This is a genomic window from Sulfurospirillum sp. hDNRA2, assembly GCF_024206095.2.
Classification (GTDB): domain Bacteria; phylum Campylobacterota; class Campylobacteria; order Campylobacterales; family Sulfurospirillaceae; genus Sulfurospirillum.
This window is the reverse complement of the sequence record NZ_CP159800.1, coordinates 2,096,564-2,120,986: the sequence shown is the minus strand read 5'-3', so window position 1 is coordinate 2,120,986 and position 24,423 is coordinate 2,096,564. Positions and strand designations below refer to the sequence as shown.

Annotated in this window: 26 protein-coding genes; 25 read left to right on the top strand and 1 reads right to left on the bottom strand. The window is 41.8% G+C overall.

What is annotated here, in order from left to right; all coding sequences use genetic code 11:
- The first annotated feature begins 1 nt into the window (after position 1).
- From NL930_RS10390 to NL930_RS10300, 19 genes are all read left to right on the top strand, one after another.
- A complete protein-coding gene (locus NL930_RS10390; protein ID WP_039672280.1) occupies positions 2–856 on the top strand; it encodes a ParB/RepB/Spo0J family partition protein in 855 nt (284 codons plus the stop codon).
- Between the two features lie 142 nt (positions 857–998).
- Positions 999–1,421 carry an ATPase gene (locus NL930_RS10385; protein ID WP_039672281.1) on the top strand — a complete coding sequence of 141 codons (423 nt, stop codon included), beginning with the start codon at positions 999–1,001 and terminating at the stop codon, positions 1,419–1,421.
- Between the two features lie 9 nt (positions 1,422–1,430).
- Positions 1,431–1,943 carry a F0F1 ATP synthase subunit B gene (locus NL930_RS10380; RefSeq protein ID WP_039672282.1) on the top strand — a complete coding sequence of 171 codons (513 nt, stop codon included), beginning with the start codon at positions 1,431–1,433 and terminating at the stop codon, positions 1,941–1,943.
- Positions 1,943–2,473 carry a F0F1 ATP synthase subunit delta gene (locus NL930_RS10375; protein WP_039672283.1) on the top strand — a complete coding sequence of 177 codons (531 nt, stop codon included), beginning with the start codon at positions 1,943–1,945 and terminating at the stop codon, positions 2,471–2,473. Before NL930_RS10380 ends, NL930_RS10375 begins: the two co-directional genes overlap by 1 nt.
- A gap of 57 nt (positions 2,474–2,530) precedes the next feature.
- Positions 2,531–4,036: a F0F1 ATP synthase subunit alpha gene (gene atpA, locus NL930_RS10370; RefSeq protein ID WP_039672485.1), complete on the top strand. Its 1,506-nt coding sequence runs from the start codon at positions 2,531–2,533 to the stop codon at positions 4,034–4,036.
- A 9-nt stretch (positions 4,037–4,045) separates the two neighbouring features.
- The gene (gene atpG, locus NL930_RS10365; RefSeq protein WP_254376633.1) at positions 4,046–4,930 is read left to right on the top strand and encodes an ATP synthase F1 subunit gamma; all 885 of its coding nucleotides are present in this window, start codon (positions 4,046–4,048) and stop codon (positions 4,928–4,930) included.
- A 34-nt stretch (positions 4,931–4,964) separates the two neighbouring features.
- Entirely contained in the window at positions 4,965–6,362 is a 1,398-nt protein-coding gene (gene atpD, locus NL930_RS10360) for a F0F1 ATP synthase subunit beta (protein ID WP_039672285.1), read from the top strand.
- A 16-nt stretch (positions 6,363–6,378) separates the two neighbouring features.
- On the top strand, positions 6,379–6,774 hold the full coding sequence (atpC, locus tag NL930_RS10355; RefSeq protein WP_039672286.1) for an ATP synthase F1 subunit epsilon: 396 nt from the start codon (positions 6,379–6,381) through the stop codon (positions 6,772–6,774).
- A 5-nt stretch (positions 6,775–6,779) separates the two neighbouring features.
- Positions 6,780–7,367 carry a MotA/TolQ/ExbB proton channel family protein gene (locus NL930_RS10350; protein ID WP_039672287.1) on the top strand — a complete coding sequence of 196 codons (588 nt, stop codon included), beginning with the start codon at positions 6,780–6,782 and terminating at the stop codon, positions 7,365–7,367.
- 2 nt (positions 7,368–7,369) lie between these two features.
- Entirely contained in the window at positions 7,370–7,759 is a 390-nt protein-coding gene (locus NL930_RS10345; RefSeq protein WP_370695876.1) for an ExbD/TolR family protein, read from the top strand.
- A gap of 43 nt (positions 7,760–7,802) precedes the next feature.
- The gene (locus tag NL930_RS10340) at positions 7,803–8,543 is read left to right on the top strand and encodes a TonB C-terminal domain-containing protein (RefSeq protein ID WP_039672289.1); all 741 of its coding nucleotides are present in this window, start codon (positions 7,803–7,805) and stop codon (positions 8,541–8,543) included.
- A 4-nt stretch (positions 8,544–8,547) separates the two neighbouring features.
- A complete protein-coding gene (gene tolB, locus NL930_RS10335) occupies positions 8,548–9,816 on the top strand; it encodes a Tol-Pal system protein TolB (protein WP_254376631.1) in 1,269 nt (422 codons plus the stop codon).
- 66 nt (positions 9,817–9,882) lie between these two features.
- Positions 9,883–10,386, top strand: coding sequence for an OmpA family protein (locus tag NL930_RS10330; protein ID WP_039672291.1), 504 nt, complete (start codon positions 9,883–9,885; stop codon positions 10,384–10,386).
- A gap of 134 nt (positions 10,387–10,520) precedes the next feature.
- A complete protein-coding gene (locus NL930_RS10325) occupies positions 10,521–11,372 on the top strand; it encodes a tetratricopeptide repeat protein (RefSeq protein WP_354672755.1) in 852 nt (283 codons plus the stop codon).
- 113 nt (positions 11,373–11,485) lie between these two features.
- The gene (locus NL930_RS10320) at positions 11,486–12,103 is read left to right on the top strand and encodes a peptidylprolyl isomerase (RefSeq protein WP_254376629.1); all 618 of its coding nucleotides are present in this window, start codon (positions 11,486–11,488) and stop codon (positions 12,101–12,103) included.
- A complete protein-coding gene (locus NL930_RS10315; RefSeq protein WP_254376628.1) occupies positions 11,997–12,854 on the top strand; it encodes a Fis family transcriptional regulator in 858 nt (285 codons plus the stop codon). The genes NL930_RS10320 and NL930_RS10315 overlap by 107 nt, the downstream gene beginning before the upstream one ends.
- A 47-nt stretch (positions 12,855–12,901) precedes the next feature.
- Positions 12,902–13,840 carry an ACP S-malonyltransferase gene (fabD, locus tag NL930_RS10310; protein ID WP_254376627.1) on the top strand — a complete coding sequence of 313 codons (939 nt, stop codon included), beginning with the start codon at positions 12,902–12,904 and terminating at the stop codon, positions 13,838–13,840.
- On the top strand, positions 13,837–14,529 hold the full coding sequence (locus tag NL930_RS10305; protein ID WP_254376626.1) for a 5'-methylthioadenosine/adenosylhomocysteine nucleosidase: 693 nt from the start codon (positions 13,837–13,839) through the stop codon (positions 14,527–14,529). Before fabD ends, NL930_RS10305 begins: the two co-directional genes overlap by 4 nt.
- Positions 14,526–15,281: an ATP-binding protein gene (locus NL930_RS10300; protein ID WP_254376625.1), complete on the top strand. Its 756-nt coding sequence runs from the start codon at positions 14,526–14,528 to the stop codon at positions 15,279–15,281. Before NL930_RS10305 ends, NL930_RS10300 begins: the two co-directional genes overlap by 4 nt.
- Here the strand turns inward: NL930_RS10300 and recO are convergent.
- Complete coding sequence (recO, locus tag NL930_RS10295) at positions 15,278–15,895, bottom strand: recombination protein RecO (RefSeq protein WP_254376624.1); 618 nt, start codon at positions 15,893–15,895, stop codon at positions 15,278–15,280. The genes NL930_RS10300 and recO overlap by 4 nt on opposite strands.
- A 228-nt stretch (positions 15,896–16,123) precedes the next feature.
- On the opposite strand from recO, the gene gltB reads away from it, so the two are divergent.
- Genes gltB through dksA form a run of 6 tightly spaced genes read left to right on the top strand, consistent with a single transcriptional unit; the run spans position 16,124 to position 24,418 of the window.
- Positions 16,124–20,548, top strand: coding sequence for a glutamate synthase large subunit (gene gltB / locus NL930_RS10290; protein ID WP_254376623.1), 4,425 nt, complete (start codon positions 16,124–16,126; stop codon positions 20,546–20,548).
- A gap of 1 nt (position 20,549) precedes the next feature.
- Complete coding sequence (locus NL930_RS10285; RefSeq protein ID WP_060826509.1) at positions 20,550–21,932, top strand: glutamate synthase subunit beta; 1,383 nt, start codon at positions 20,550–20,552, stop codon at positions 21,930–21,932.
- A gap of 6 nt (positions 21,933–21,938) precedes the next feature.
- Complete coding sequence (locus NL930_RS10280; protein ID WP_254376622.1) at positions 21,939–22,664, top strand: inositol monophosphatase family protein; 726 nt, start codon at positions 21,939–21,941, stop codon at positions 22,662–22,664.
- Between the two features lie 22 nt (positions 22,665–22,686).
- On the top strand, positions 22,687–23,565 hold the full coding sequence (accD, locus tag NL930_RS10275) for an acetyl-CoA carboxylase, carboxyltransferase subunit beta (protein WP_060826507.1): 879 nt from the start codon (positions 22,687–22,689) through the stop codon (positions 23,563–23,565).
- Positions 23,562–24,017, top strand: coding sequence for a 23S rRNA (pseudouridine(1915)-N(3))-methyltransferase RlmH (locus NL930_RS10270; protein ID WP_041962077.1), 456 nt, complete (start codon positions 23,562–23,564; stop codon positions 24,015–24,017). The genes accD and NL930_RS10270 overlap by 4 nt, the downstream gene beginning before the upstream one ends.
- A 41-nt stretch (positions 24,018–24,058) precedes the next feature.
- Positions 24,059–24,418 (top strand): RNA polymerase-binding protein DksA, encoded by a 360-nt coding sequence (gene dksA / locus NL930_RS10265; protein WP_039672304.1) that lies wholly within the window; start codon positions 24,059–24,061, stop codon positions 24,416–24,418.
- Positions 24,419–24,423 lie beyond the last annotated feature (5 nt).

The window sequence follows — 24,423 nt, the reverse complement described above, 5'->3', positions numbered from 1 at the left end:
TATGAGCAGTGCGAAGAAAGTTTTAGGTCGAGGGCTGAGTGCTATTATTGAAGACGTTGAAGAGGCGTATAAGCAAGATATCGAACAGGCGAAAGATTTAGTCCGCGAAATCGATATCGAACGTATTACGCCCAATCCGTATCAACCGAGAACCCATTTTAACGAGGTCGCTCTCAAAGAACTCAGCGAATCGATCAAACGCCACGGTTTATTGCAACCGATTATCGTCGTGGCAAAAGACGATGCTTACATGTTACTCGCAGGAGAACGTCGTTTACGCGCTAGCAAATTAGCGGGCTTGACGAAAATTAAGGCGATCGTTGCCGATATCGAGTCTAAAAACCTCCGCGAATTGGCACTGATCGAAAATATCCAAAGAGAAGATTTAAATCCTGTCGAGTTAGCCATTGCGTATAAAGAGCTGATTGAAGAGTATAAAATTACTCAAGAGGGTCTTTCGGAAATTATTCATAAAAGTCGTACTCAAATTACCAACACGATTCGTCTGCTCAGTTTGAGCGAACAAACCAAAAAATACCTCTCTGAAGGTATTTTGTCGCAAGGGCATGCCAAAGTCTTGGTCGGACTCGATAGCAAAGACGAAGCGACGATCGTCAATACGATCTTGGGACAAAAACTAAGCGTTCGCGAAGCCGAAGCGTTAATTAAAAAATTGAAAAACGGCGAAGAGACGGTTGTGGCAGCAAAGAGTGTTCGTAGTGTTCCCGAAGAACTACAAACGCTTCAAAAACGATTGGACGAACTAGGTTTTAAGACCGTCGCAAAAAATAATAGCATTACGATTCATTTTAATAACGGCAAAGCAATTGATACCTTTTTTGAATTTTTAAAATAATTGAATTAGTTTTTGGCCTTAATTTAATAAACTATTTTCCTTGGCTGTGATAAAATTCGCGCAGATTTTACCGTGGCCGCTTGATAGATAGCAAAAAATCTACAAAAATGAGACTGATCTCGAACTTAAAGGAGCAAGAAATATGTTGGATATTATCCCGGCGCTATTACTGACGACCGGAACTGTATTTTTAGTTTTGTTGGTGATTTTGAACAAAACTCTCTACAAACCCCTTTTAGAATTTATCGACAATCGCAATAATTCTATTAATCGTGATTTAGAGAATGCAGGGAAAAATGCCAGTGACGTTGTCGCATATTACCAAGAAATCGAAAGCATTTTATCCGAAGCCAAAATCGAAGCGGCAAAGATAAGAGAAGCCGCGTTGAGCGAAGCAAAAGAAAAAGCCCTCAAACGTATCGAGCAAAAAAAGAGCGATCTTGACGTCGAAAACGCAACGTTTTTGAAAACGCTTGAAACGGAAAAAGAAGAATTCAAAGCAGGCTTATTAGCGCAAAAAGCTCTTTTCAAAGAGACGATTGCCGCTAAATTGAGTCATATCTAAGGAGAAAAGATGTTCAAATATCTTTTAATGTGTGTTGCTCCGATAGCGCTTTTGGCGAGTGGAGGCGCGCATAGTGGCTCGACCGATATTATCCCTAGAGCGATTAACTTTTTGATTTTTGCCGCTATTTTATACTACTATATTGCCGAGCCGGCAAAACAGTGGTATTTAGGACGCAAAAACGAGATAGCGGACAAATTAGACTCGATTCAAGTCAAACTTAAAGAGTCTCACAGTAAAAAAGAGACGGCTTTGGCAAAAGTCGAAGAAGCGAAAGTCAATGCCAAAGCATTGATCGAGACGGCAAAAAAAGAAGCGGTTCTTTTAAGTGAAAAAGTATCTCTCGAAGCTGATCAAGAGATCACAAATCTTGAAAAAGCGTTTCAAGATCGCACGACGATTGAACGACGCAAAATGCAACGCGTTATCGTCAGTGAAATTTTAGACGAAGTGTTCCAAGAGGGCTCTATTTCTCTCGATAATAATGAAATCGTCAAAATCGTTAGTAAAAAGGTTGCCTAATGAGTGGAGCAATAGCAAAAAAATACGTTAACGCTTTAATCGGTAGTTGTAACGATGCGGAATTGGTCGAAATCACGACTTCTTTGGTTCAGCTAGAAGCGGCGTTTCATTTGGAAAAATTTAATCATATTATTCTCTCTCCGGATGTCAATGCGCAGGCAAAAGAGTCGTTGGTACTCTCTTTGGTTGAGAACGGTAGCGACAAATTGAAAAACTTCATGAAGATCGTCAGTCGTAACGACCGTTTGAGCCTTATCCCTTTAATGGCGAAAGAACTTAAATATCAACTCTCTTTAAAAAACAATACTTATGAAGGCAAAATCTTAACGAACTTTGCGGTTAGCCCTTCTCAAGTAGGAGAGTTGGAATCAAATTTCAGTAAAAAATTTAATGCAACAATCAAATTAGCGGCACAACAAGAACAATATCCTGGCATTAAAATAGAGTTAGACGATCTTGGGGTTGAAGTAAGCTTTTCGTTAGAGCGTTTGAGAGCTCAAATGACAGAGCATATTTTAAAAGCAATTTAAATCCAAAATAAAGAATATAGATAAAAGAAAGTGAAGGAGTAGTTTGTGGGAGCAAAAATGAAAGCTGATGAAATCAGTTCTATCATTAAAGAACGTATCGAAAACTTTGAACTTAATGTCGATATCGAGGAGACGGGAAAAGTTATTTCCGTTGCCGACGGTGTTGCTAACGTTTACGGTTTAAAAAATGTTATGGCTGGTGAAATGGTCGAGTTTGAGAGCGGCGAAAGAGGTATGGCTCTTAACCTTGAAGAATCAAGCGTCGGTATCGTTATTCTCGGTAGCGGTAGCGAAATTAAAGAAGGCTCTTCCGTTAAACGTTTAGGAAAACTTTTACGCGTTCCCGTCGGTGAAGCACTCGTCGGACGCGTTGTCAACGCATTAGGCGATCCTATCGACGCCAAAGGACCGATTGCAACGACGGAAACTCGATTCGTCGAAGAAAAAGCACACGGTATTATGGCACGTAAATCAGTTCATGAACCGCTTCAAACGGGTATTAAAGCGATTGATGCCCTTGTTCCGATCGGACGAGGACAAAGAGAGTTAATTATCGGCGATAGACAAACCGGTAAAACGACGATTGCCGTCGATACGATTATTAACCAAAAAGGTCAAGACGTTATTTGTATTTACGTTGCGATCGGACAAAAACAATCAACCGTAGCGCAAGTCGTTAAAAAATTAGAAGAACACGGTGCTATGGCGTACACGATCGTTGTTAACGCAAGTGCTTCCGAATCTGCAGCAATGCAATTCTTGGCACCGTATGCGGGCGTTTCAATGGGCGAATACTTTAGAGATAGTGCACGCCACGCATTGATTATTTACGATGACCTTTCAAAACATGCGGTTGCTTACCGTGAAATGTCTTTGATTTTACGCCGTCCTCCGGGTCGTGAAGCGTATCCCGGCGACGTTTTCTATCTCCACTCTCGTTTGTTGGAACGAGCGGCAAAAGTCAATGATGAACTCGGTGCGGGTTCTTTAACGGCGCTTCCGATTATTGAGACGCAAGCGGGTGACGTATCGGCATACATTCCTACGAACGTTATTTCGATTACGGACGGTCAAATTTTCTTGGAATCGGATCTCTTTAACTCCGGTATTCGTCCCGCAATCAACGTCGGTCTTTCCGTATCACGCGTCGGCGGTGCGGCTCAGATTAAAGCGACGAAACAAGTTGCTGGTACGTTAAGACTCGATCTTGCCCAATACCGCGAGCTTCAAGCGTTTGCGCAATTTGCAAGCGATCTTGACGAATCAAGTCGTAAACAATTGGAACGCGGTCAAAGAATGGTGGAAGTTTTAAAACAACCTCCATATGCACCGATTGCCGTTGAAAAGCAAATTTTGATTATTTTTGCCGGTGCAAAAGGTTATCTTGATAGCATCGATCTTAAATCTGTCGGTCGTTTCGAAGCGGAACTTAATTCTTACGTCGAAGCAAAATACCCTGAAATTTTTGAACAACTCAAAGCAAAAAAAGCTATCGATAAAGAGTTAGAAGAACTATTACATAAGGCATTAGGCGAGTTCAAAGCGACGTTTGCAGTCAAGTAAGGATAAGCTATGGCAAACCTTAAAGAAATAAAACGAAAAATCAAGAGTGTTCAAAATACTCAAAAGACAACGCGTGCTATGAAGCTCGTTTCAACGGCAAAGTTGAAACGAGCGGAAATGGCCGCTAAGCAATCTCGTGTTTATGCGATTAAAATTAACGAAGTCCTCTCTGAGATAGCGTATAAAATTAATCAATATAAAAACGGTGCGGTTGAAAGTCGTTTTTTTGATAAAGATGAAACACCTAAAGTCGTTGACGTGATTTTTGTAACGGCGGACAAGGGTTTGTGCGGCGGTTTTAATATTCAAACAATTAAAGCGGTTCGTAAACTTTTGAGTGAGTATGCGGAACAAAAGATAACGGTTCGTTTGCATGCCGTAGGTCGTAAAGGTATCGCTTTTTTTAATTTCCAAGGGATTGAATTACACACTTCGTATGCCGGAGTAAGCTCGTCTCCAAGTTATGAGAAAGCGCAAGAAATTGTTCAAAAAGCGATTCAAGATTTTATCGATAAAAAAACGGATAAAGTGATTTTAGTGCATAACGGATATAAAAATATGATTTCGCAAGAGCTCAAAGTGGTTGACGTCGTTCCAGTCGATTCACCGCTTGAAGTTCTTGAAACAAACTCTCTCATGGAATTAGAACCTGATGAGAGCGGCGAAGAAATTTTAGATTCGTTGTTACAAAAATACTTTGAGTATAACATGTACTATGCATTGATCGATTCATTAGCGGCAGAACATAGTGCTAGAATGCAAGCAATGGAAAATGCAACCAATAACGCCAAAGAGCGCGTTAACGTTTTGACGTTAGCGTACAATAAAGCACGACAAGAGTCTATTACCACTGAACTTATCGAAATTATCAGTGGTGTAGAATCTATGAAATAAATTGTTTTGTGAAAAAATATAAGGAGAATATTCAATGAATGGATTAATTAGCCAGGTTATGGGTCCAGTTGTTGACGTCGATTTTAATGGCTACCTTCCAAAAATCAATGAAGCGATTGAAGTAAATTTTGATGTTGAAGGCAAGAAACAAAAATTAATTCTTGAAGTAGCGGCACATTTAGGCGACAACAGAGTTCGAACAATTGCGATGGATATGAGTGAAGGTTTAACGCGAGGTCTTGAAGTTAAAGCACTCGGCAATCCTATCCAAGTTCCGGTAGGCGAGGAAGTTTTAGGACGTATTTTTAATGTTGTCGGTGATATTATCGATCAAGGACCCGAAGTTACATGTAAAACAAAATGGTCGATTCACAGAGAACCGCCTAAATTTGAAGAGCAAAGTACCAAATCGGAAATTTTTGAAACGGGTATTAAAGTCGTTGACCTTCTTGCACCATATGCTAAAGGCGGTAAAGTCGGACTTTTCGGCGGTGCCGGTGTCGGTAAAACCGTTATTATTATGGAATTGATTCACAATGTTGCCTTTAAACACAGCGGTTATTCCGTATTTGCAGGCGTAGGTGAAAGAACCCGTGAAGGGAACGATCTTTACCACGAAATGAAAGAATCGAACGTTTTGGATAAAGTTGCACTTTGCTACGGACAAATGAGTGAACCGCCGGGAGCACGTAACCGTATCGCGCTTACGGGTCTTACGATGGCTGAATATTTCCGTGACGAAATGGGGCTAGACGTTTTGATGTTTATCGATAATATCTTCCGTTTCTCCCAATCAGGTGCAGAGATGTCCGCACTTCTTGGCCGTATCCCTTCAGCCGTTGGTTACCAACCGACCCTAGCAAGTGAAATGGGTAAATTCCAAGAGAGAATCACATCGACGAAAAAAGGTTCAATTACCTCCGTACAAGCGGTTTACGTCCCAGCGGACGACTTGACCGATCCAGCTCCTGCAACGGTTTTTGCCCACTTAGACGCTAAAACCGTTTTGAACCGTTCTATCGCGGAAAAAGGTATTTATCCTGCGGTTGATCCTTTGGATTCCAGTTCACGTATGTTAAGCCCTGAAATTCTAGGTGAAGAGCATTATACGGTTTCTCGCGGTGTTCAAGCGGTACTTCAAAAGTACAAAGACCTTCAAGATATTATCGCGATTCTCGGTATGGACGAACTTAGCGAAGAAGACAAAGTAACGGTTGCACGTGCTCGTAAGATCGAGAGATTTTTATCGCAACCTTTCTTCGTTGCCGAAGTTTTTACGGGAAGCCCCGGAAAATACGTTACGCTTGAAGAGTCTATCGCCGGATTTAAAGGTATCTTAGAAGGCAAATACGACGATTTACCGGAGGCCGCTTTTTATATGGTCGGCGGTATCGAAGAAGTCATAGAGAAAGCTGCAAAATTAAAAAGCTAAGAAGCAAGGTTAAATTATGAACACATTAAAATTAGAAATTGTGACTCCAGAAGGTCAAATTTTTTCTAACGATGTAAAAAGTGTTACGCTTCCGGGAAAAGAGGGTGAGTTTGGAGTTCTTCCAAACCACGCTTCTTTAGTAACGCTTTTGCAAGCGGGCGTGATTGATATTGAGCTTAAAGACGGCAATCACGACATCGTAGCTATTAACTGGGGACACAGTAAAGTCGATGAAAATTCGGTAACGGTTTTAGCCGACGGTGCTGTTTCTATCGGTGGAAGCACGGAAAGCGAAGTTGCCAAATCTTTGGAAGCGGCAAAAGCCCTTCTTAAGAGTATCAGTGATTCCGATGTTGCTATTGCTATTGCGACGGCAAAAATGGAATCTTTTGCTAAAACGAGGAAATTTTAAGACGAATGTCAGCTTTTGAATTGTTTGTGAACTTTGCCGCGAGAAGCGGCTTTTTCACATGGGTGATTATGATTTGGTTATCGATTTATTTTATTATAACATTTGGAATCTTATTCAGTCGCTATCTTTATTTAGGATATTGGCTATCGATTGAAAAGAGTTCGCTTGAATCTATGCTTATGGGTGCAAAAAACGTTCGCGACGACTCTATCTTGCGAAAATGTTCTAATGCCTCGGGTGCTTCGGAAAAACTTTTAAATGTTTGTAAAAATGTTGCGGAAAAGAATGCCACAAGCGGCTTATGGATGCTTTCTATTATTGCCTCGACAGCACCTTTTATCGGACTTTTCGGTACAGTTGTCTCTATTTTGCAAACGTTTAGCGGGTTGGGACAATCGGGAAGTGCATCTTTAGGCGTTATAGCACCCGCAATTAGCGAGGCACTCGTCGCAACCGCTACAGGTATTTTCGTAGCGATTCCGGCATACAGCGCCAACCTCTTTTTACGTCGTAAAGCATATGAAGTGATTGTTTACGTGCAACGAGAAGTCGATATATTACTCTCGGCACATGAAACGAAACGAGATAGCTAATGATGAGCCAACTTGACGAAGTGCCTGAGCTTAATATCACGCCTCTCGTTGATATTATGCTGGTGCTTCTTGCTATTTTGATGGTAACGACTCCGGCGTTGGTCTATGAAGAGATGATTAAACTTCCAGACGGTAGCAAATCGTCCGTTGTTAGCAAAATGCCGGAGCTTGAGATTCGTGTCACTAAAGATAAAAAAGTGTTTATTAAAAGTGAAAGCTTTATGCTTGCAGAATTTGCGGATAGCTTTATGATGCAAAAAAGTAAATATCCTCTTAAAAGCATTGTTTATATAAAAGCCGATGAGGGCCTTTCATATAAAGATGTTATGTTTGTACTTAAGACGATTAAACAAGCCGGATTTACGAATGTTTCATTAGAAACGAACGGATAGTTCTGTGTCTAGCGTGAACAAATATGCCTCCGTAGGGTGGATAATGTCCATCCTTCTCTATGTGTTTTTACTTCTGGTGCTCGGTTATATTCTGGCGACTCAGCATCCGACCATTAAAAACTATACTTCGAACAAAAATCCTATCAATATTGCTTTAGTCGAACGTAAAAAGAACGATTCTGAAAAACCGAAAGAAGAGCGAAAAAAAGAAGAAGTAGAAAAACCGGTTGAAAAACCGCAAGAAAAACCGGTTGAAGAGAAAAAAGTTGTGGCTTCTTCTCCAAAAGAAGCTGTCAAAAGTCAATCGCTTCGAGGATTGTTTGAAGATATTAACACCTCAAAATTGCCGCCGGACGCCAAAGAACAAAAAAAAGATCAAAAACAACCGACGCGTATCAAACCTAATAAAGTAGAAGAGACAAAAGAAAAAAGTGAAAATGTTGCTTCTAAAATTGCAAATTCTCTTAATTTCGCAGAGCAAAAACATCTTACCGATATGAATAAAGGGGGCGAATACGATCCTTTTATCGGCAAAGTACAAGAAATATTGGAAGAGAATTGGCAAAAGACGGTTGATACGGAAAACGGTAATGTTGCTAAAGTTATCGTCAAAATTAGTAATACCGGTACTTTTAGTTATAAAATAGTTTCGTTAGCTTATAATAACGAGTTCAATACGAAGCTTAAAGAGTTCCTTAAAGCTATGGAAAGTACGGTTTTTCCAAAATACGAAAAGGGACCTTTGTTTGAGATGCAAGTAGAATTTAAAGATATGCTGGAGTAATTACATGTTAAAACAAATGATAGTATGGCTATGTACGGCCTTATTCGTTTTTGCGGCCGATGCGACGGTAGAGGTTGTCAAAAAAATCGATGTTTTGCCCAAAGTTGCCGTGCAAGACGCCAGTGCGAAAACAATCGATAGTGAAATGAGAAGAAGTTTTTATAAACTGATAGCCAATGACTTACGCGTCAGTAGCCATTTTAATGTTTTAGACGAATATTTGCAAAGCAGTTATGAGGGCGGTCCTCTTGAGAATTTTTTAGCGGATAAAAAAGTAGATATGATCGTTCGTTTTAACATTGTTCAAGACACCGCTAATTTGGCCGTTAACGTTAAATTGATTAATGCGAGAACGGGAAGCACGACATTTGAAAAAGCGTATAATTTAAGTGATAAAAAACGTTATCCGTTTTTGGCACATCGAGTCGTGATAGATGTAAACGACCAAACCGGTTCGCCGTCGATTGCATGGATGGAACAATCGGTTATTTTTGCAAAATATACGGATGCGAAGAAAAGTGAAATCGTTATATCCGACTATACGCTTAACTATCAAAAAGTTATGGTATCGGGCGGCTTGAATGTTTTCCCGAAATGGGCGAATAAAGAGCAAAGTGCTTTTTTCTATACCTCCTATAGTGGGGCAGAACCGACAATTTATAAATTTGATTTACGAACGGGAAGTCGATCCAATATTATTTCCAGCCCCGGTATGATTGTATGTTCTGATGTTTCCCAAGACGGCAATAAACTTTTATTAACGATGGCACCTAAAGATCAGCCTGATATTTATCTCTACGATTTGAGAACCAAGAAAATTCAAAAAATAACGGAGTATTCGGGCATAGACGTCAACGGCAATTTTATCGACAATGATACGCGTATTGCCTTTGTCTCCGACCGTTTAGGTAACCCTGACATTTTTGCACAAGGTCTTAACGATAAAAGTTTTGAAAAACTTGTCTATCACGGAAAAAATAAAAATTCGATTTCAACATACGATAATTATATTGTGTATTCCAGCAGGGAAGCAGACAGCGAGTTCGGTCGAAATACCTTTAATCTTTACTTGATTTCGACAAAAACGGACTATTTACGTCAATTAACGGCAACAGGTGAAAATTTATATCCGCGTTTTGCGAAAGATCCTGATACAATTATGTTTATAAAACAGTTTGGAAATCAGAGTGCATTAGGGATAATTCGCCTTAGTGCTAACAAAACGTATCAGTTTGCATTGAAAACTGGTAAATTACAGTCGTTAGACTGGTGATTTTTTAAAAAAAATATGCTATAATTCCGAAGTTTTTAAAATTGAACTTTTACAAAGGATCTAATAATGGGTAAATTAGCTTTAACAAGCTTAGCGGTAGCGGTTTTGGTTTTAACAGGTTGTAGCCAAAAAAGTCCAGAAGTCGATATGACTAAAAGCTCTGGCGACACAAAAGGTGCAGCAGTTAACGACGGTATGAGTGCTCTTCAAAAATTGATTGCTTCTTTAGAGGCTAACTCTAAAAAAATCTATTTTGATTTTGACAAATACAACATCAGAAAAGATCAACAAGCAAACATCGATGCAAATGCTGCATTGTTCAATTCAGCTGAAGCTAAAAGCTTTTCAATCAAAGTCGAAGGTAACTGCGACGAATTCGGTACAGACGAATACAACTACGCACTTGGTCTTAAAAGAGCAAAAAGCGTTAAAGACGGTTTAGTTGCTAAAGGTATGGTTGCAGACAGAATTACCGTTGTTAGTTACGGTGAGAGCAATCCTGCGTGCAGCGAGCACAACAAGGATTGTTGGGCACAAAACAGAAGAGCAGAATTCAAAGTACTTCCATAATTTCTGCTTGAATGAAAAAACAGATTCTTTTATATTCGCTAGCGCTACTATCCGTAGTAGCGCTAGCGAGCGAACCCTCCGCTTTCGGAAGTTATGATTCCTCTTCTAGCCCAAGTGCTACTTCTAGTTCTTCGGTGAACAACTCAACGTATAGTATTACGTCTTCCGATGTCGTAACTCCTTCTAGTACGCAAAGAACGGAAAAGACAGCTCCGACACCTTCTTCATCAAAGTCTACTGCAGTCTTTAGTGGCAATAATAACGCTAATAATGCAGAACAATACGAAATTTTGCGCTCCGTTATGGATAGTTATGAAACGAAAATTGCTAAACAAGATGAGCGTATACGTAAACTTGAAGAAGAAAATCAAAAGCTTCAAGGCATTAAAGAGTATGTGGAAGAGAGTCGAAGAATTCAAAATGAAAATCAGGAAAAAATTAAAACCGTCGTCAGCGAATTGGGCTCTTTAATTGATTCTATTAATAAAAATTACGTTCCGAAAGAAAAATTTGATCAGTTAGCCAATGAAGTACACGGTAATAAATCCTCTTCAAAGGTGACGCCTGCAGCCAATGAGTCTTCTAAAAAAGAGACTTCAAACGATGCGGCGGCTGCTGTTTCTGCGAAAGCATTAGCGGGCAAAGATAGTGCGACGTTGCTCAAAGAAGCCGACGATTTGTATGCAAAAAAATCTTATAACGATGCACAAACTTATTACAAAGAATTGCTCAATAGGAATTATAAGCCGGCAAAAGTCAATTTTACGCTAGGCGAAATTGCATATACCCAAAAAGCCTATTCTGGTGCGATCGAATACTACAAAGCAAGCATTGCCTTGCATGACAAAGCCGCTTATATACCGACTTTATTGTATCACACGGGTTCTTCTTTCGATAAACTCGGCAAAGGTAAAGAAGCGCAAAGTTTTTATAAAGCACTGAAAGAAAACTATCCTACCTCTCCTGAAGCAAAAAGCGTCAAATAACGTTTTTTTAATCAATTTACTGTTCAAAAAATAACCTATTTCCCTACTCTTCTAAGGGCATATAAAACTAATTTATGCTACAATCAGCCGTTATTAGAATTAAGGGAGAAATTATGAGTATTCAAGATAATCAAGTAGTCTCGATTCATTATGAACTAAAAAGTGTTGATAATGGCGAGATTTTGGATAGTAACCTTCAAGGTGCACCCCTTTCTTTTATCGTTGGAAAAGGTCAAATTATTCCAGGATTAGAAGAAAAAATTAAAGGTTTAAAAGCCGGCGATAGTGCTAATATAGAGGTTGCAGCAGCCGATGCATACGGTGTTTATGATGAAAATGCCGTTCAAACGCTCCCAAAGGAGCAATTCGCAGGACTTGAACTGAATGTCGGTATGACGCTTTACGGACAAGGTGAACATGGCGAAACGGTACAAGTGATTGTGAAAAGCTTTAACGACGAAAACGTGGAAATTGATTTTAATCATCCTTTGGCGGGACAAGACCTTTTATTTGCAATTACCGTAGCAGAAGTCAGAGAGGCAACTGCCGATGAATTAGCAAACGGATATGTCGGTCAAGCACACAGCTGCGGATGTGGCTCAGGCGGATGCGGTTCTCACGATCATGACGACGATGAATGTTGCGGCGGTCACGGTCATGAACACGGCGAAGGCGGATGCTGCGGCGGTGAAAGTCACTCTCACGGTGGCGGTTGTTGTGGATCGCACTAACTTTATAGCAAAATCTAGAGCCTCCATGGAGGCTCTTAAATCTGCAAATTTACTTAAAAGCGTTACCATTAACGCTCTCATCCTCGGTGAAAAGGGTGTGGGAAAACAGACGCTAGCGCAACATATTATTACGGCTCCCGTTGTCGATGCAACCTCTTTTAACGAGTTGTTAGCTTTAATCGAAACGCATTCGAGCCTTATTGTAAAAAACTTTCATAAAATAACCAATTATAAAAAATTAAAAGTGGCACTAGACGTCCACAAAACACGTATTATCGGTACATCGAACGTGATGCTCAGCGAGACGCTCATGGACGAATTTTTTAGCCTCAAAATCGTTTTACCGCCTTTAAGAGAACGTCTTGAAGACGTGACTGCCCTGATTGAAAAATTTGCGCTTGAAGCGCAGGCGACTTTTGACGGCGAAGCAAGCGAAATGCCTATCTTAGAAGAGATCGTTCCGGATTTAAGTAAAAACTGTTACTCTCTCAAACGTTCCGTTTACAATGCCTATTTGATGAACTCTTTCGGCGAAGCGGAAATTTTGACGATGATGGAACGTTTTTTGATGCAACGTATCGGCGGTCGAAACGATTATCGCGACTTACTCTATTTATTTGACGTCCCGATGATTAAAAGCGGCTATGCTAAGTTTGGATCGCAATTGGCGATTAGCGAAAAGTTTGGACTCAATCGCAATACGCTACGAAAAAAAATAAACGACTACAAAGACCAATTAAAAATAGATTAAAAAAATGAGAGTGTACAGGATGTTTCATCCTTACATGTAAAAGGTATATGATGAAGTATATAGGAATATTTCCCGGTCAAGGAAGCCAAAAAGTCGGTATGGGCAAAGATTTTTACGATCATTCTACGCTAGCGAAAGAGATGGTCGAAGCTTCAAGCGAACGTTTAGGTTTTAATATGGCACAGTTGTTGTTTGAAGAAAACGATCGATTGGAGCAAACGGAATTTACGCAGCCCGCAATTTTACTGGTCAGCTTGATGGCGTATCGTCTATTTGCAGAACGTTTTTCTCAAACGCCCGTTTCATTTTTAGGGCATTCTTTAGGTGAATTTAGCGCTTTAAGTGCCGCCGGTGCGATGGATTATTTAGATGCGATCGAGCTTGTTCATCAGCGCGGATTATTAATGAAAGAGGCATGTAAAGATCAAAATGCCGGTATGATGGCACTTTTGGGACTTGACGATGCAACGGTTGAATCTTTAACCCGTCAAATGCAATTGGAGGGTAAAAAAGTTTGGACGGCAAATTATAACGGAGACGGGCAAATCGTTATTGCCGGTAATAAAGCGGATTTAATCTCTATCGAACCTCTTTTTAAAGAAGCCGGTGCTAAAAAGGCCGTCGTCCTTGCGATGTCCGTAGCGAGCCATTGCCCGATGCTTTCATCCGCACAGCCGATGTTGAAGCAGTATTTAGGCCAATGGTTGCATGAAACATTTCATGCGCCGATTATCTCCAACGTCACGGCACAAGCGTACAACACGAAAGAAAAGGCCGAGCAATTGCTGTGCGAACAACTCATCTCCCCCGTCAAATACAAACAATCAATCTTACATGTAGAAAACGATACGGATTGTTTTATCGAATTTGGCGGTACGGTCCTCAAAGGGCTTAATAAACGTATTTCGCAAAAACCGACGTACAGTATCGTCGATAGAAGCAGTTTAGACGAAGTGTATACTTTGCTTACAAAGGAAAATGCATGAAAATAGCGATTATGGGTGCAATGTACGAAGAAATAACGCCTCTTTTGGAGTTTTTTAAAACTTACGAAACGATCGAATATGCAAACAATCGTTATTATAAAGCATCCTATCAAGGGCTAGAGCTCATTATCGCGTACAGTAAAATCGGTAAGGTCAATGCCAGTTTGACGGCTTCAACGTTAATCGAAAAATTCGGTGCCGAAAAATTGCTCTTTTCAGGTGTCGCAGGCGCACTCAATCCGACGTTAAAAGTCGGCGACTTGATTGTCGCGACCCGACTAGCGCAACACGATGTCGATATATCGGCTTTCGGGCATCCTTTCGGGTATATTCCGGAGGGGTGCGTTTACGTACAAACCGATGAAACTTTGGTTCAAATTGCGCATAAAGTTGCAAAAGCGCAAGGGTTAAAGCTGGTTGAAGGCATTATTGCTACGGGCGATCAGTTTATTTGCGATTCTACGAAAAAAGAGTGGATACGCTCTACGTTTCAAGCCGATGCTACCGAAATGGAAGGGGCATCCGTTGCGGTTGTCTGCGATGCGCTTCATGTACCTTTTTGCGTCTTTAGAGCGATTAGCGATGCCGCCGATATGGATGCAGGTTTTAGTTTTGACGAATTCTTGGTCAGTTCCGCGCAAGAGAGTGCAAAATTGATTTTGGCGATGTTGGACGAATTAAAACGATGATAGAGCTTAGTAAACGTCTTTTGCGCGTCGTAGGGCGTACGAATGCGCATTACGGCTTAATTCAAGAAAACGATAAATTGCTTCTAGGGCTCAGCGGAGGGAAAGATTCCCTTACGTTGGCGCATATTTTAAAACATATGCAACGCGTCGCACCTTTTCATTTCGAGTTTAAAGCCGTGACGATCGCTTACGGTATGGGCGAAGACCTTCAAACCTTACATGCGCATTGTTTAGAGCATGAAATTGATCACGAAATCGTCGATACGTCAATTTTTGAGCTGGCGCAGGAAAAGATTCGTTCCAATTCTTCGTTTTGCAGCTTTTTCTCTCGTATGCGACGCGGAGCGTTGTATACGTACGCATTGAATAATGGTTACGCGAAATTAGCGTTAGCTCACCATTTGGACGATGCGGCGGAGAGCTTTTTTATGAATTTTTCCTATAACGGAGCACTGCGTTCTATGCCTCCGATTTATAAAGCACAAAACGGACTGGTCGTGATTCGTCCGTTGATCCACGTGCGAGAGCGACAATTGCGAGAATGCGCCAAAGAACACGATATGCCCGTTATCGGCGATGAAGCATGTCCCGCTATGCGCTTTGACGTCAAAATGCCCGTGATGCGTGCCAAAACGAAAGAGATGTTAGCGGCGATGGAAAAAGAAAATCCGGAATTGTTCGTTTCCCTTAAGAAAGCGTTTGAGAGCTTACAGGTTTCAAGCTTTTGCGATGAACGTTATTTAGATCGTTAAAACCCTTCAAGCATAATTTTCCAAAGGCTTTCGACTTCCTCGTCGTCAAATGCTATCGTGCTATGTTCTTCAAACAAGGTTTTGACATGTAAGCGTTCGAATGTTTGATTCCACGCACAATGCTTGTGCGCAGGTAAAAAAGCGCGAATCAGCGTCAAATCCTCTTTGATCGGTTCTTCACAATTAAAGCAAATCAAATCATCGTGCAATCGTCCCTCAAAGCGCAAAAGTTTACTATACGCTTCAATGGCGATACGTTTAGGATTTTGCTTATGCCAAATATCGGCGCAAGATTCTAACAGGTCAAAATAAAAAGTATCGATAAGAGCGATATCTTTGAGGTGCAGGTAAAAAAGGCGAATGAACGCCTGCCATGCGAGCATTCGCTCACGATGAATGTTCCAAGGGGTTCCTAAATGGAGTACCGAACGTAGTTGCGGTATCGTCGACTTGAGCGATGCGAGAGATTCAAAATCGATTTTATAGCCCAAATGAATCGTCGAATGGCGAGCGCCGTAAAAACGATAAAGGGTCTTAATACTATCGTGTGTTAAAATGACGACGATAAGATCTTCGTCTTTAACCCGCGTAATGTTGATGATATAACCTTGCATAAGCAATTTTAGCATCTCAAAAATTGAATTTTATTAAATATAAAAATTAATTATTTTATTTTAGATATTAAATTTATTGAAAAATTATATTATTTATGGTAAGAAAACTCTGAAAACACCATAAAATAGTCGTTAATTGAAATTTAATAATTTTTAGAGTAATATCCGTCGCTTTTAACTTAAAATTTGTCAAAAAACTTGATGAAAATTCCACAAAAGGCTTGTGAGATGGATCTAATAAGAGGATTTAAAGACAATTGCGGTTTCGGTTTAATCGCAAATATTAAAAATACTCCTACCCATGAAAATGTTGAAGATGCGATTACGGCGTTAGAGCGCATGATGCATCGAGGGGCAATTGCCGCGGACGGGAAAAGCGGAGACGGAAGCGGTCTACTTTTTTCGATGCCGGTCGACTTCATGAAAAAAGAAGCACACAAATTGGGAGTGGATTTACCCAAACAGTTTGCCGTTGCAATGATTTTCCTGCATACGCAAGAGCAAAAACGTATTTTTGAAGAGACCTGTGAGCAAAACGACCTCAGAGTTCTCCTTTACCGAGACGTACCCGTCAAAACCAAAGCATTGGGAAAATTAGCACTCGACTCGCTTCCTCAAATCGTTCAAGCGTTTGTTACGTCCGCTTCATTGGTCGCGACAAAACGTTTTGAAGCTCTTTTGTATTTAACGCGCAAAACGGTTGAAAAAAGATTGGCACATGAGAGTGAATTTTATATCGCCTCTTTTTCCAGCAAAGTGATTTCGTATAAAGGGTTGGTAATGCCGACCTATATTAAGACGTTTTTTCCCGATTTAAGTGATGTCGATTTTAAAGCGACGTTTGCACTGTTTCATCAACGTTTTTCAACCAATACGCTACCGAAGTGGAAATTGGCACAACCTTTTCGCACTTTGGCACACAACGGCGAGATCAATTCGATTTCCGCCAATCGCTTTAACACGCAAGTAAAAACAGAATGTATGAAAAGCGGCGTTTTCTCGGACGAAGAGTTACAAAAATTGTATCCTTTAACGACTAACGACGTGAGCGATAGTGCCAGCTTGGATAACATGTTCGAATTTATGCTCCTCAACGGATTTGACTTTTTTAAAGCCGTACGTTCGCTCATCCCTGCTCCTTGGCAAAATGCGCCACATATGGATTCGGGGTTGCGAGCGTTTTACGAATTTTCAAGTATTAATTTCGAGCCGTGGGACGGCCCTGCCGCGATCTCTTTAACCGATGGTCGTCATATTGCCTGTGTTTTAGATCGCAACGGATTACGTCCGGCAAAATATATTATTACCAAAGACGATCGCATCATTATCTCAAGCGAATACGGCGTTTTAGATATTGAGGAAGACAACATTATTGAAAGAGGCCGTTTACAAAGCGGTCAAATGATCGGACTCGACCTCAAATTCGGCAAAATTATGAAAAATGACGATATCAACGATTATCTTGCCAGCTCAAATACCTATACCGAGTGGCTGAACAAAGGTCTTGTGTACCTTCAAGAGTTCGTCGATATTCCTTTTTCACAAACAACCGACTACGTGCGTGAAAATTTGGAATTGGAGCAACGCTATTTCAACATTACGCAAGAAGTAAAAAATATGGTCATCGAGCCGATGATGAAAGACGGCAAAGAGGGTGTCGGTTCAATGGGCGACGATACGCCGATGGCGGCTTTTAGCCATGTTCAGCGTAATTTTAGCGACTATTTTAAACAAAAATTCGCCCAAGTGACCAATCCACCGATCGATCCTATCCGTGAAAAAGTGGTGATGAGCCTTAATACGAGTTTCGGAGAGATACGCAATATTCTTGAGGAGAGCCAAGAACACGCCGTTCGTATCAAATCGATTTCGCCGATTATGATGCAAGAGAAATTCGATATTTTAGACTCTTTCGGCGATAAGAGCAAACCGCGCTATAAAGATGAATACAAAAATCGCTATTTCTCGACACTTTTTGAAGATAACCTCAAAGGAAGTTTGGAAGATTTGGCATACGATATTGCGCAGGCGGTTAAAAATGAAGGCGTGCGTATTATTTTCCTTGACGATCGAGGTATGACGAGCAAGCTCAAACCGATGCCGATGATTATGGTCATCGGGCGCGTCAATCAAGTTTTATTGGATGAAGGCGTCCGCTCTTTAGCCTCCATCGTCGCGATCTCCGCCGAAGCGATCGATACGCATTCGTGTGCATGTATGATCGGTTTTGGAGCCAGTGCAATCTATCCTTATTTGCTCTACGCAACCGTTTTAGACGAATGCAAAAAAAGCGATATGGGATCGTACGAGATCAAAACCAAACTGAAAAACGTCAATCATGCCATTGGGCAAGGCTTACTCAAAGTGATGTCAAAGATGGGTATCGCAACGATTGCGTCGTATCGTAACTCGGCATTATTCGACGTTTTAGGCTTGGGAAGCGAAGTGGTTCAGGAGTGTTTCAACGGAGCCATTTCGTTGATTCCGGGGCTCGGTTACGAAGACATCGAAGAGCGTTTGGTACGTAATCATCATAAAGCGTATGAACTCAATCTCAGTAAAAAGCTTTTTCCGTTGGAAATCGGCGGTTTTTACAAATACATCGACGGGCAAGAGTACCATGATTATCATCCGCAGGCGATTCATGCGATTCACAAAGCGACCGTTACGGGAGAAAAAAAAGATTTTCAAGAGTTCACGAAGCTGATTAACAATCGCGGATTTAAAATGATACGCGACTTTTTCGAACTTAAATCCGATCGTGAACCGATTGCCATCGAAAAAGTCGAATCCAAAGAGGCTATTTTTAAACGTTTTGCTACCGCGGCGATGAGTTTAGGCTCCATCTCTCCCGAAGCGCACGAAGCTTTAGGCGAGGCGATGAATCGTATCGGAGGTATGAGTAACTCAGGAGAAGGCGGCGAAGCACCTGATCGCCTTAAAACCAATAAAAACTCTAAAATTAAACAAATCGCGTCCGGACGTTTCGGTGTCACACCGGAATATTTACGTTCGGCAACCGAAATTCAAATCAAAGTAGCACAAGGCGCAAAACCGGGGGAAGGCGGACAGTTACCCGGTCATAAAGTGACTTCGTTAATCGCCAGCCTTCGTTATACGATTCCGGGCGTTACGTTAATTTCTCCGCCGCCGCACCATGATATTTACTCGATTGAAGATTTGGCGCAGCTGATTTTCGATATGAAGCAAATTAATCCAGATGCCATCGTGACGGTCAAACTCGTCTCTACTGCGGGTGTGGGAACGATTGCAGCGGGTGTCGCTAAAGCGTATGCCGATAAAATTATTATCTCGGGTGGCGACGGAGGAACGGGTGCCGCACCGTTGACGTCGATTAAATTTGCCGGCAATCCATGGGAAATCGGTCTAAGCGAAGCACACAATGCTTTAAAGGCCAACCATTTACGCGATAGCGTTCATTTGCAAACCGACGGTGGACTCAAAACGGGACTCGATGTCGTAAAAGCGGCACTTTTAGGTGCGGAAAGTTATGCATTCGGTACGCTTTCGTTAACGATCATCGGATGTAAAGTCTTGCGTGTTTGTCATTTGAACCGTTGTTCGGTGGGCGTTGCGACGCAAGACGAAAAGTTAAGGGAACATTTCGTCGGAACGGTCGACAAACTCGTCAACTTTTTTACGCTTTTGGCCGAAGACGTACGCGAAATTTTGGCGCATTTAGGGTATACGCGTTTGGAAGAGATCATCGGACGAAGCGATCTTTTACATGTCATCGATGATACGTTCGCGAAAAAGTTTGACTTTTCGTCCGTTTTGATGCGCTTGGAAGGTCCCGATACCCATAGCGGCAAATCTAACGATCCTTTCGATAAAAACGCGTTTGAAAAAGAAATTTTAAAAGAAGTCTATAAAGTTATCGAAAATCCGGACGAGAAAATCGTTTTGCATCGCGAGATTTGCAATACCAATCGAAGTTTCGGAACGCTCATTAGCGGTGAAATCGCAAAATTTTACGGCAATAAAGGTCTTAAGGACGATAGCATCGTTTTCAGACTTAACGGGGTTGCAGGACAGTCTTTGGGTGCATTTTTGGCCAACGGGTTGAGTATTAATCTCAAAGGTACGGCAAACGATTACGTCGGTAAAGGTATGAACGGCGGTAAAATCGTCATCGCGCCTAAATTTCAAGGCAGGGGATACGCGTGTGCCGGTAACACCTGTTTGTACGGTGCAACGGGCGGTAAACTTTACGTTGCCGGAATCGTGGGAGAACGCTTTTGCGTGCGAAACTCCGGTGCCGTCTCCGTGGTTGAAGGAACGGGAGATCATGCTTGCGAATATATGACCGGCGGCGTCGTTGCTATCTTAGGCAATACCGGCGTGAACTTCGGGGCGGGTATGACCGGCGGTGTGGCATTCGTGTATGACGAAACGCGCGACTTTATCGATAAACTCAATCAAGAACTTGTGATTGCCGAGCGTATCGATACGGATGATATGGACGAGGCACGGCATTTCTTGAAGCGTCTACTTCGTACGCACATCAATGAAACGGCAAGTTTTAGAGCCACGCAAATTTTAGAAGATTTTCGCCATGCGGTCAGGGACTTTTGGATCGTTCGTCCTAAAGATATGACCAAAGTACCACTCAATCCGGAGCAAGGAGACTAAGATGCAAAATTTTGTGAATGAAGAGAGATATGAGCCTAGAAAACGCTCAACCGGAGATCGCGTTAAAGATTTTAAAGAAATTTACGAAATTTTTAGTAAAGAAGACGCTTCCGCACAAGCCGATCGTTGTATTCAGTGCGGCGATCCGTTTTGCCACAGTAAATGTCCGTTACACAATTATATTCCGTTTTGGTTAAAAGCCACGAGCGCAATGAAGCGGGAACTTGCTTTTAATCTTTCCAACGAGACCAATCCGTTTCCCGAAATTACCGGACGTATTTGTCCTCAAGATCGTTTGTGCGAAGGAGATTGTACGCTAAACGACGGTCACGGAGCGATTACGATCGGCGCAATTGAGACGTTTATTTCCGAAGAGGGATTTAAAAAGGGCTTTAAACCGAGCTTCCCGGGAATCACGACAAAGAAAAAGGTAGCGATTATCGGTGCGGGACCTGCGGGCATCGCCTGTGCAACCTACCTTCTTCGTGCCGGTATCGGCGTTAGCATGTACGATAAACAAAACAGAGCCGGTGGACTTCTAACGTACGGGATTCCGGGATTTAAGCTGGACAAAGAGGTGGTCGCAAGGCGCGTAAGATGGCTTCAAGACGCCGGTTTGACGTTGCATACCAATACGCAAGTCGGGAAAGAGATCGGATTTGACGAAATTGCGCATAGCCACGACGCTATTTTCTTGGCGATCGGTGCGGAGAGCCCTCGTAAAGCCAATATTGCCAATGAAAACGCAAGCGGCGTTTTTACGGCAATCGACTTTTTACGCAATATTCAAAAGAAGCAATTTAACGAGAGTTACGATAAAAAATTTGAAGTTAAAAATAAAAACGTCGTCGTTGTCGGCGGCGGCGATACGGCAATGGATTGTTTGAGAACGTCGATTCGCGAAGGGGCTAAAAGCGTGACATGTTTATACCGTCGCGATAAATACAATATGCCCGGTTCTAAAAAAGAGTTTAAAAATGCGATCGAAGAGGGTGCGGAATTTATGTACAACGTCTCTCCCAAAGAGATTTTGGTAAACTCCGAAGGTCAAGCGATCGGTATCGATATGCAAAAAACGATTTTAGGCTCAAAAGACGCCTCTTCAAGGCAAGTCGTTGAAATCGTAAAAGGCGGCGATTTTAGAGTCGATGCCGACATTATCATTTTTGCTTTGGGCTTTATTCCTTCCGTGCCGACGTTTTTAGCGGAAAATGGTATTGAAGTCAACAAATCAGGCTGCATTGTCGTGAATAGCGAATACCAAACGACCAAATCGGGCGTCTTTGCCGGCGGCGATTGTAAACGCGGATCGGACTTGGTCGTCACGGCCGCCAAAGAGGGCAAAGAAGCTGCCAATGCGATCGTCAAAAAGTTGTTAGGTTAAGCAAGCATGAACGTGATCGAAGCCGCACTGCAAGCCAACAGAGTACTGTATCGGCGTTTACGAACGCAAGGCTTGCATGCGGACGATCACCTCTGTTTTGAACAAGGTGCGGGAGGCGATCGAAGTTCGGCGATCGATTTAGAAGCCGAACGTATCTTTATCGAGCATTTGCTTCCTTTTGGAACGATTATTTCCGAAGAGAGCGGAACGATTGAAAATCCTTACATGTCATCGTATATCGTTCTTGATCCCATCGACGGAAGCGACAACCTTTTATCGCATTTACCCTATTACGGTACGTCGGTTGCCTATTTCGAAGAAGGAAAATGCACCAAAGCCGTTATCGCGAATTTAGCCAACGGCGATTGTTTTATGAAAGATCAAAACGGACTCAAACGCGCTCACCTCGACGAAAAAAATTTCAGCGACGTTTGGTGCAATCCGTTTAGCAAAGTGGGTATTTTCGAGCGCGCTTACGCATCTTCCCGTCTGCATCCTTTATTGCAAAAAGCAGGACTCAAATACCGTTCTCCCGGAGCATTTGCACTCTCTTTGGCGTATGCGAGGGAGGTTTCGTTCGTGCTGTATGAGGGAGCTATCCGCTCATACGACGTGGAAGCTGGACGCTTTATGTGCGAAGATTTATACCTTTACGAAACGCAGGAGCTTTTTCTCGTAAGCAAAGATAAGGAAATTTTCGATAGAATAATTGACTTATTTATAAGCAATTAGCTTTCAAAGAGGATGCATACGTATGGGATTTGCCGAAATCTTCAGTAAAATAAGAAAGACACAATCCGCTCCGAGCGAAGCACCAAGCCATTGGGTGAAATGTAGCGCGTGTCAATCATTAATGTATTATAAAGAGGTCGAACAACGTTTTAACGTCTGCCCAAAGTGTGGATTTCATATGCGAATTTCTGCCACAAAACGTATTGAGCAATTAAGCGATGAAGGAAGCTTCGTCGAGTTTGATGCCAATTTGATCCCCGTCGATCCTTTAAAATTCGTGGATAAAAAATCGTATAAAAAGCGTATCGAAGAGGCGGAAGAAAAAACGGGAAAACATTCCTCCGTGATTTGCGGCACATGTACGATCGAAGGCGTGAAAGTTCAACTTGTCGTATTTGATTTTGCGTTCATGGGCGGCAGTTTGGGGTCGGTCGAGGGCGAAAAAATCGTTCGAGCGATTCATAGAGCGATTGCGGACAAAGAAGGACTTGTGATCGTCAGTGCCAGCGGCGGTGCCCGTATGCAAGAGAGCACTTTTTCTCTGCTTCAAATGTCCAAAACGTCTGCAGCGTTAGCAAAACTTGCCGAAGCAAAACTACCTTACATTTCGATCTTAACCGATCCGACGATGGGCGGGGTGAGTGCATCGTTTGCATTTTTGGGCGATATTATTATGGCGGAACCGGGTGCATTGGTCGGTTTTGCGGGACAAAGGGTTATCAAACAAACGATCGGTGCCGATTTGCCCGAAGGCTTTCAAAAAGCGGAATTTTTATTGGAACACGGTTTGATCGATATGATCGTTACGCGCGAAGAGATGAAAAAGACGGTTGCGGATTTGATGAAGCTTTTGGGAGCGCATTGTAAAAGTGATGATTTTGAGCTAAGACTCAAAGCATGAACATCACGGTTTACACGATTGAAAAAAGCAGCGACAAATCACTCGACGCGCTAGCGTCGGAGTATATCAAAATGATTTCACGCTTTGCCAAAGCGCAAGAAGTCAAGATCTTTACAAAACAGATAGCCTTAGCACAAACCATCGGCGAAAAAGAAGCGAGAGCTTCTTATACGAAAGCGTACGAGCCTTTTTTAAAAGGCTACAACATCGCTTTAGACGTACAAGGAACGCTCGTAGACAGCGAAACGTTTAGCCTTTTTTTTGATGAAGACGTCCATATTAATTTTTTTATCGGAGGTGCATTCGGTTTTGATGAGGCTTTTTTGGGGCAAACTCAAAAGATTATAAGTTTAAGTAGATTAACATATGCGCACAAAATTGCGAAGGTGGTTTTATTTGAACAGATTTATCGGGGATTGTGCATAAAAAACAACCATCCCTATCATAAATAGTCGATTATAATGCAGGGCAACTTTTCTAAAGGAAACAAAGGATGAGAGAGAACGAGTTAAAGCATTTTGAGGATCTTCTAAAAGAAAGAAAGGTTCAAATCAAAAAAAACATCGAAGATTCTATGCGTGAGATCGATGATCTCAAAGACAGTGAAGTCGGAGATGAAGCCGATCATGCCTCCGTTAGTACCGATCGTATGATAGAACAAGCGATTAGTACGCAACAAATGAAAGAGTTGAACGAAATTGAATTTGCACTCAATAAAATTCGTAACGGTACGTACGGTATTTGCGAAATGTGCGAAGAAGAGATCGGATTTCAGCGTCTTAAAGTCAAGCCGCATGCAAGGTATTGTATCGTATGCCGCGAAATTATAGAGAAGTCGGCAAAAAACAAATAAACGAG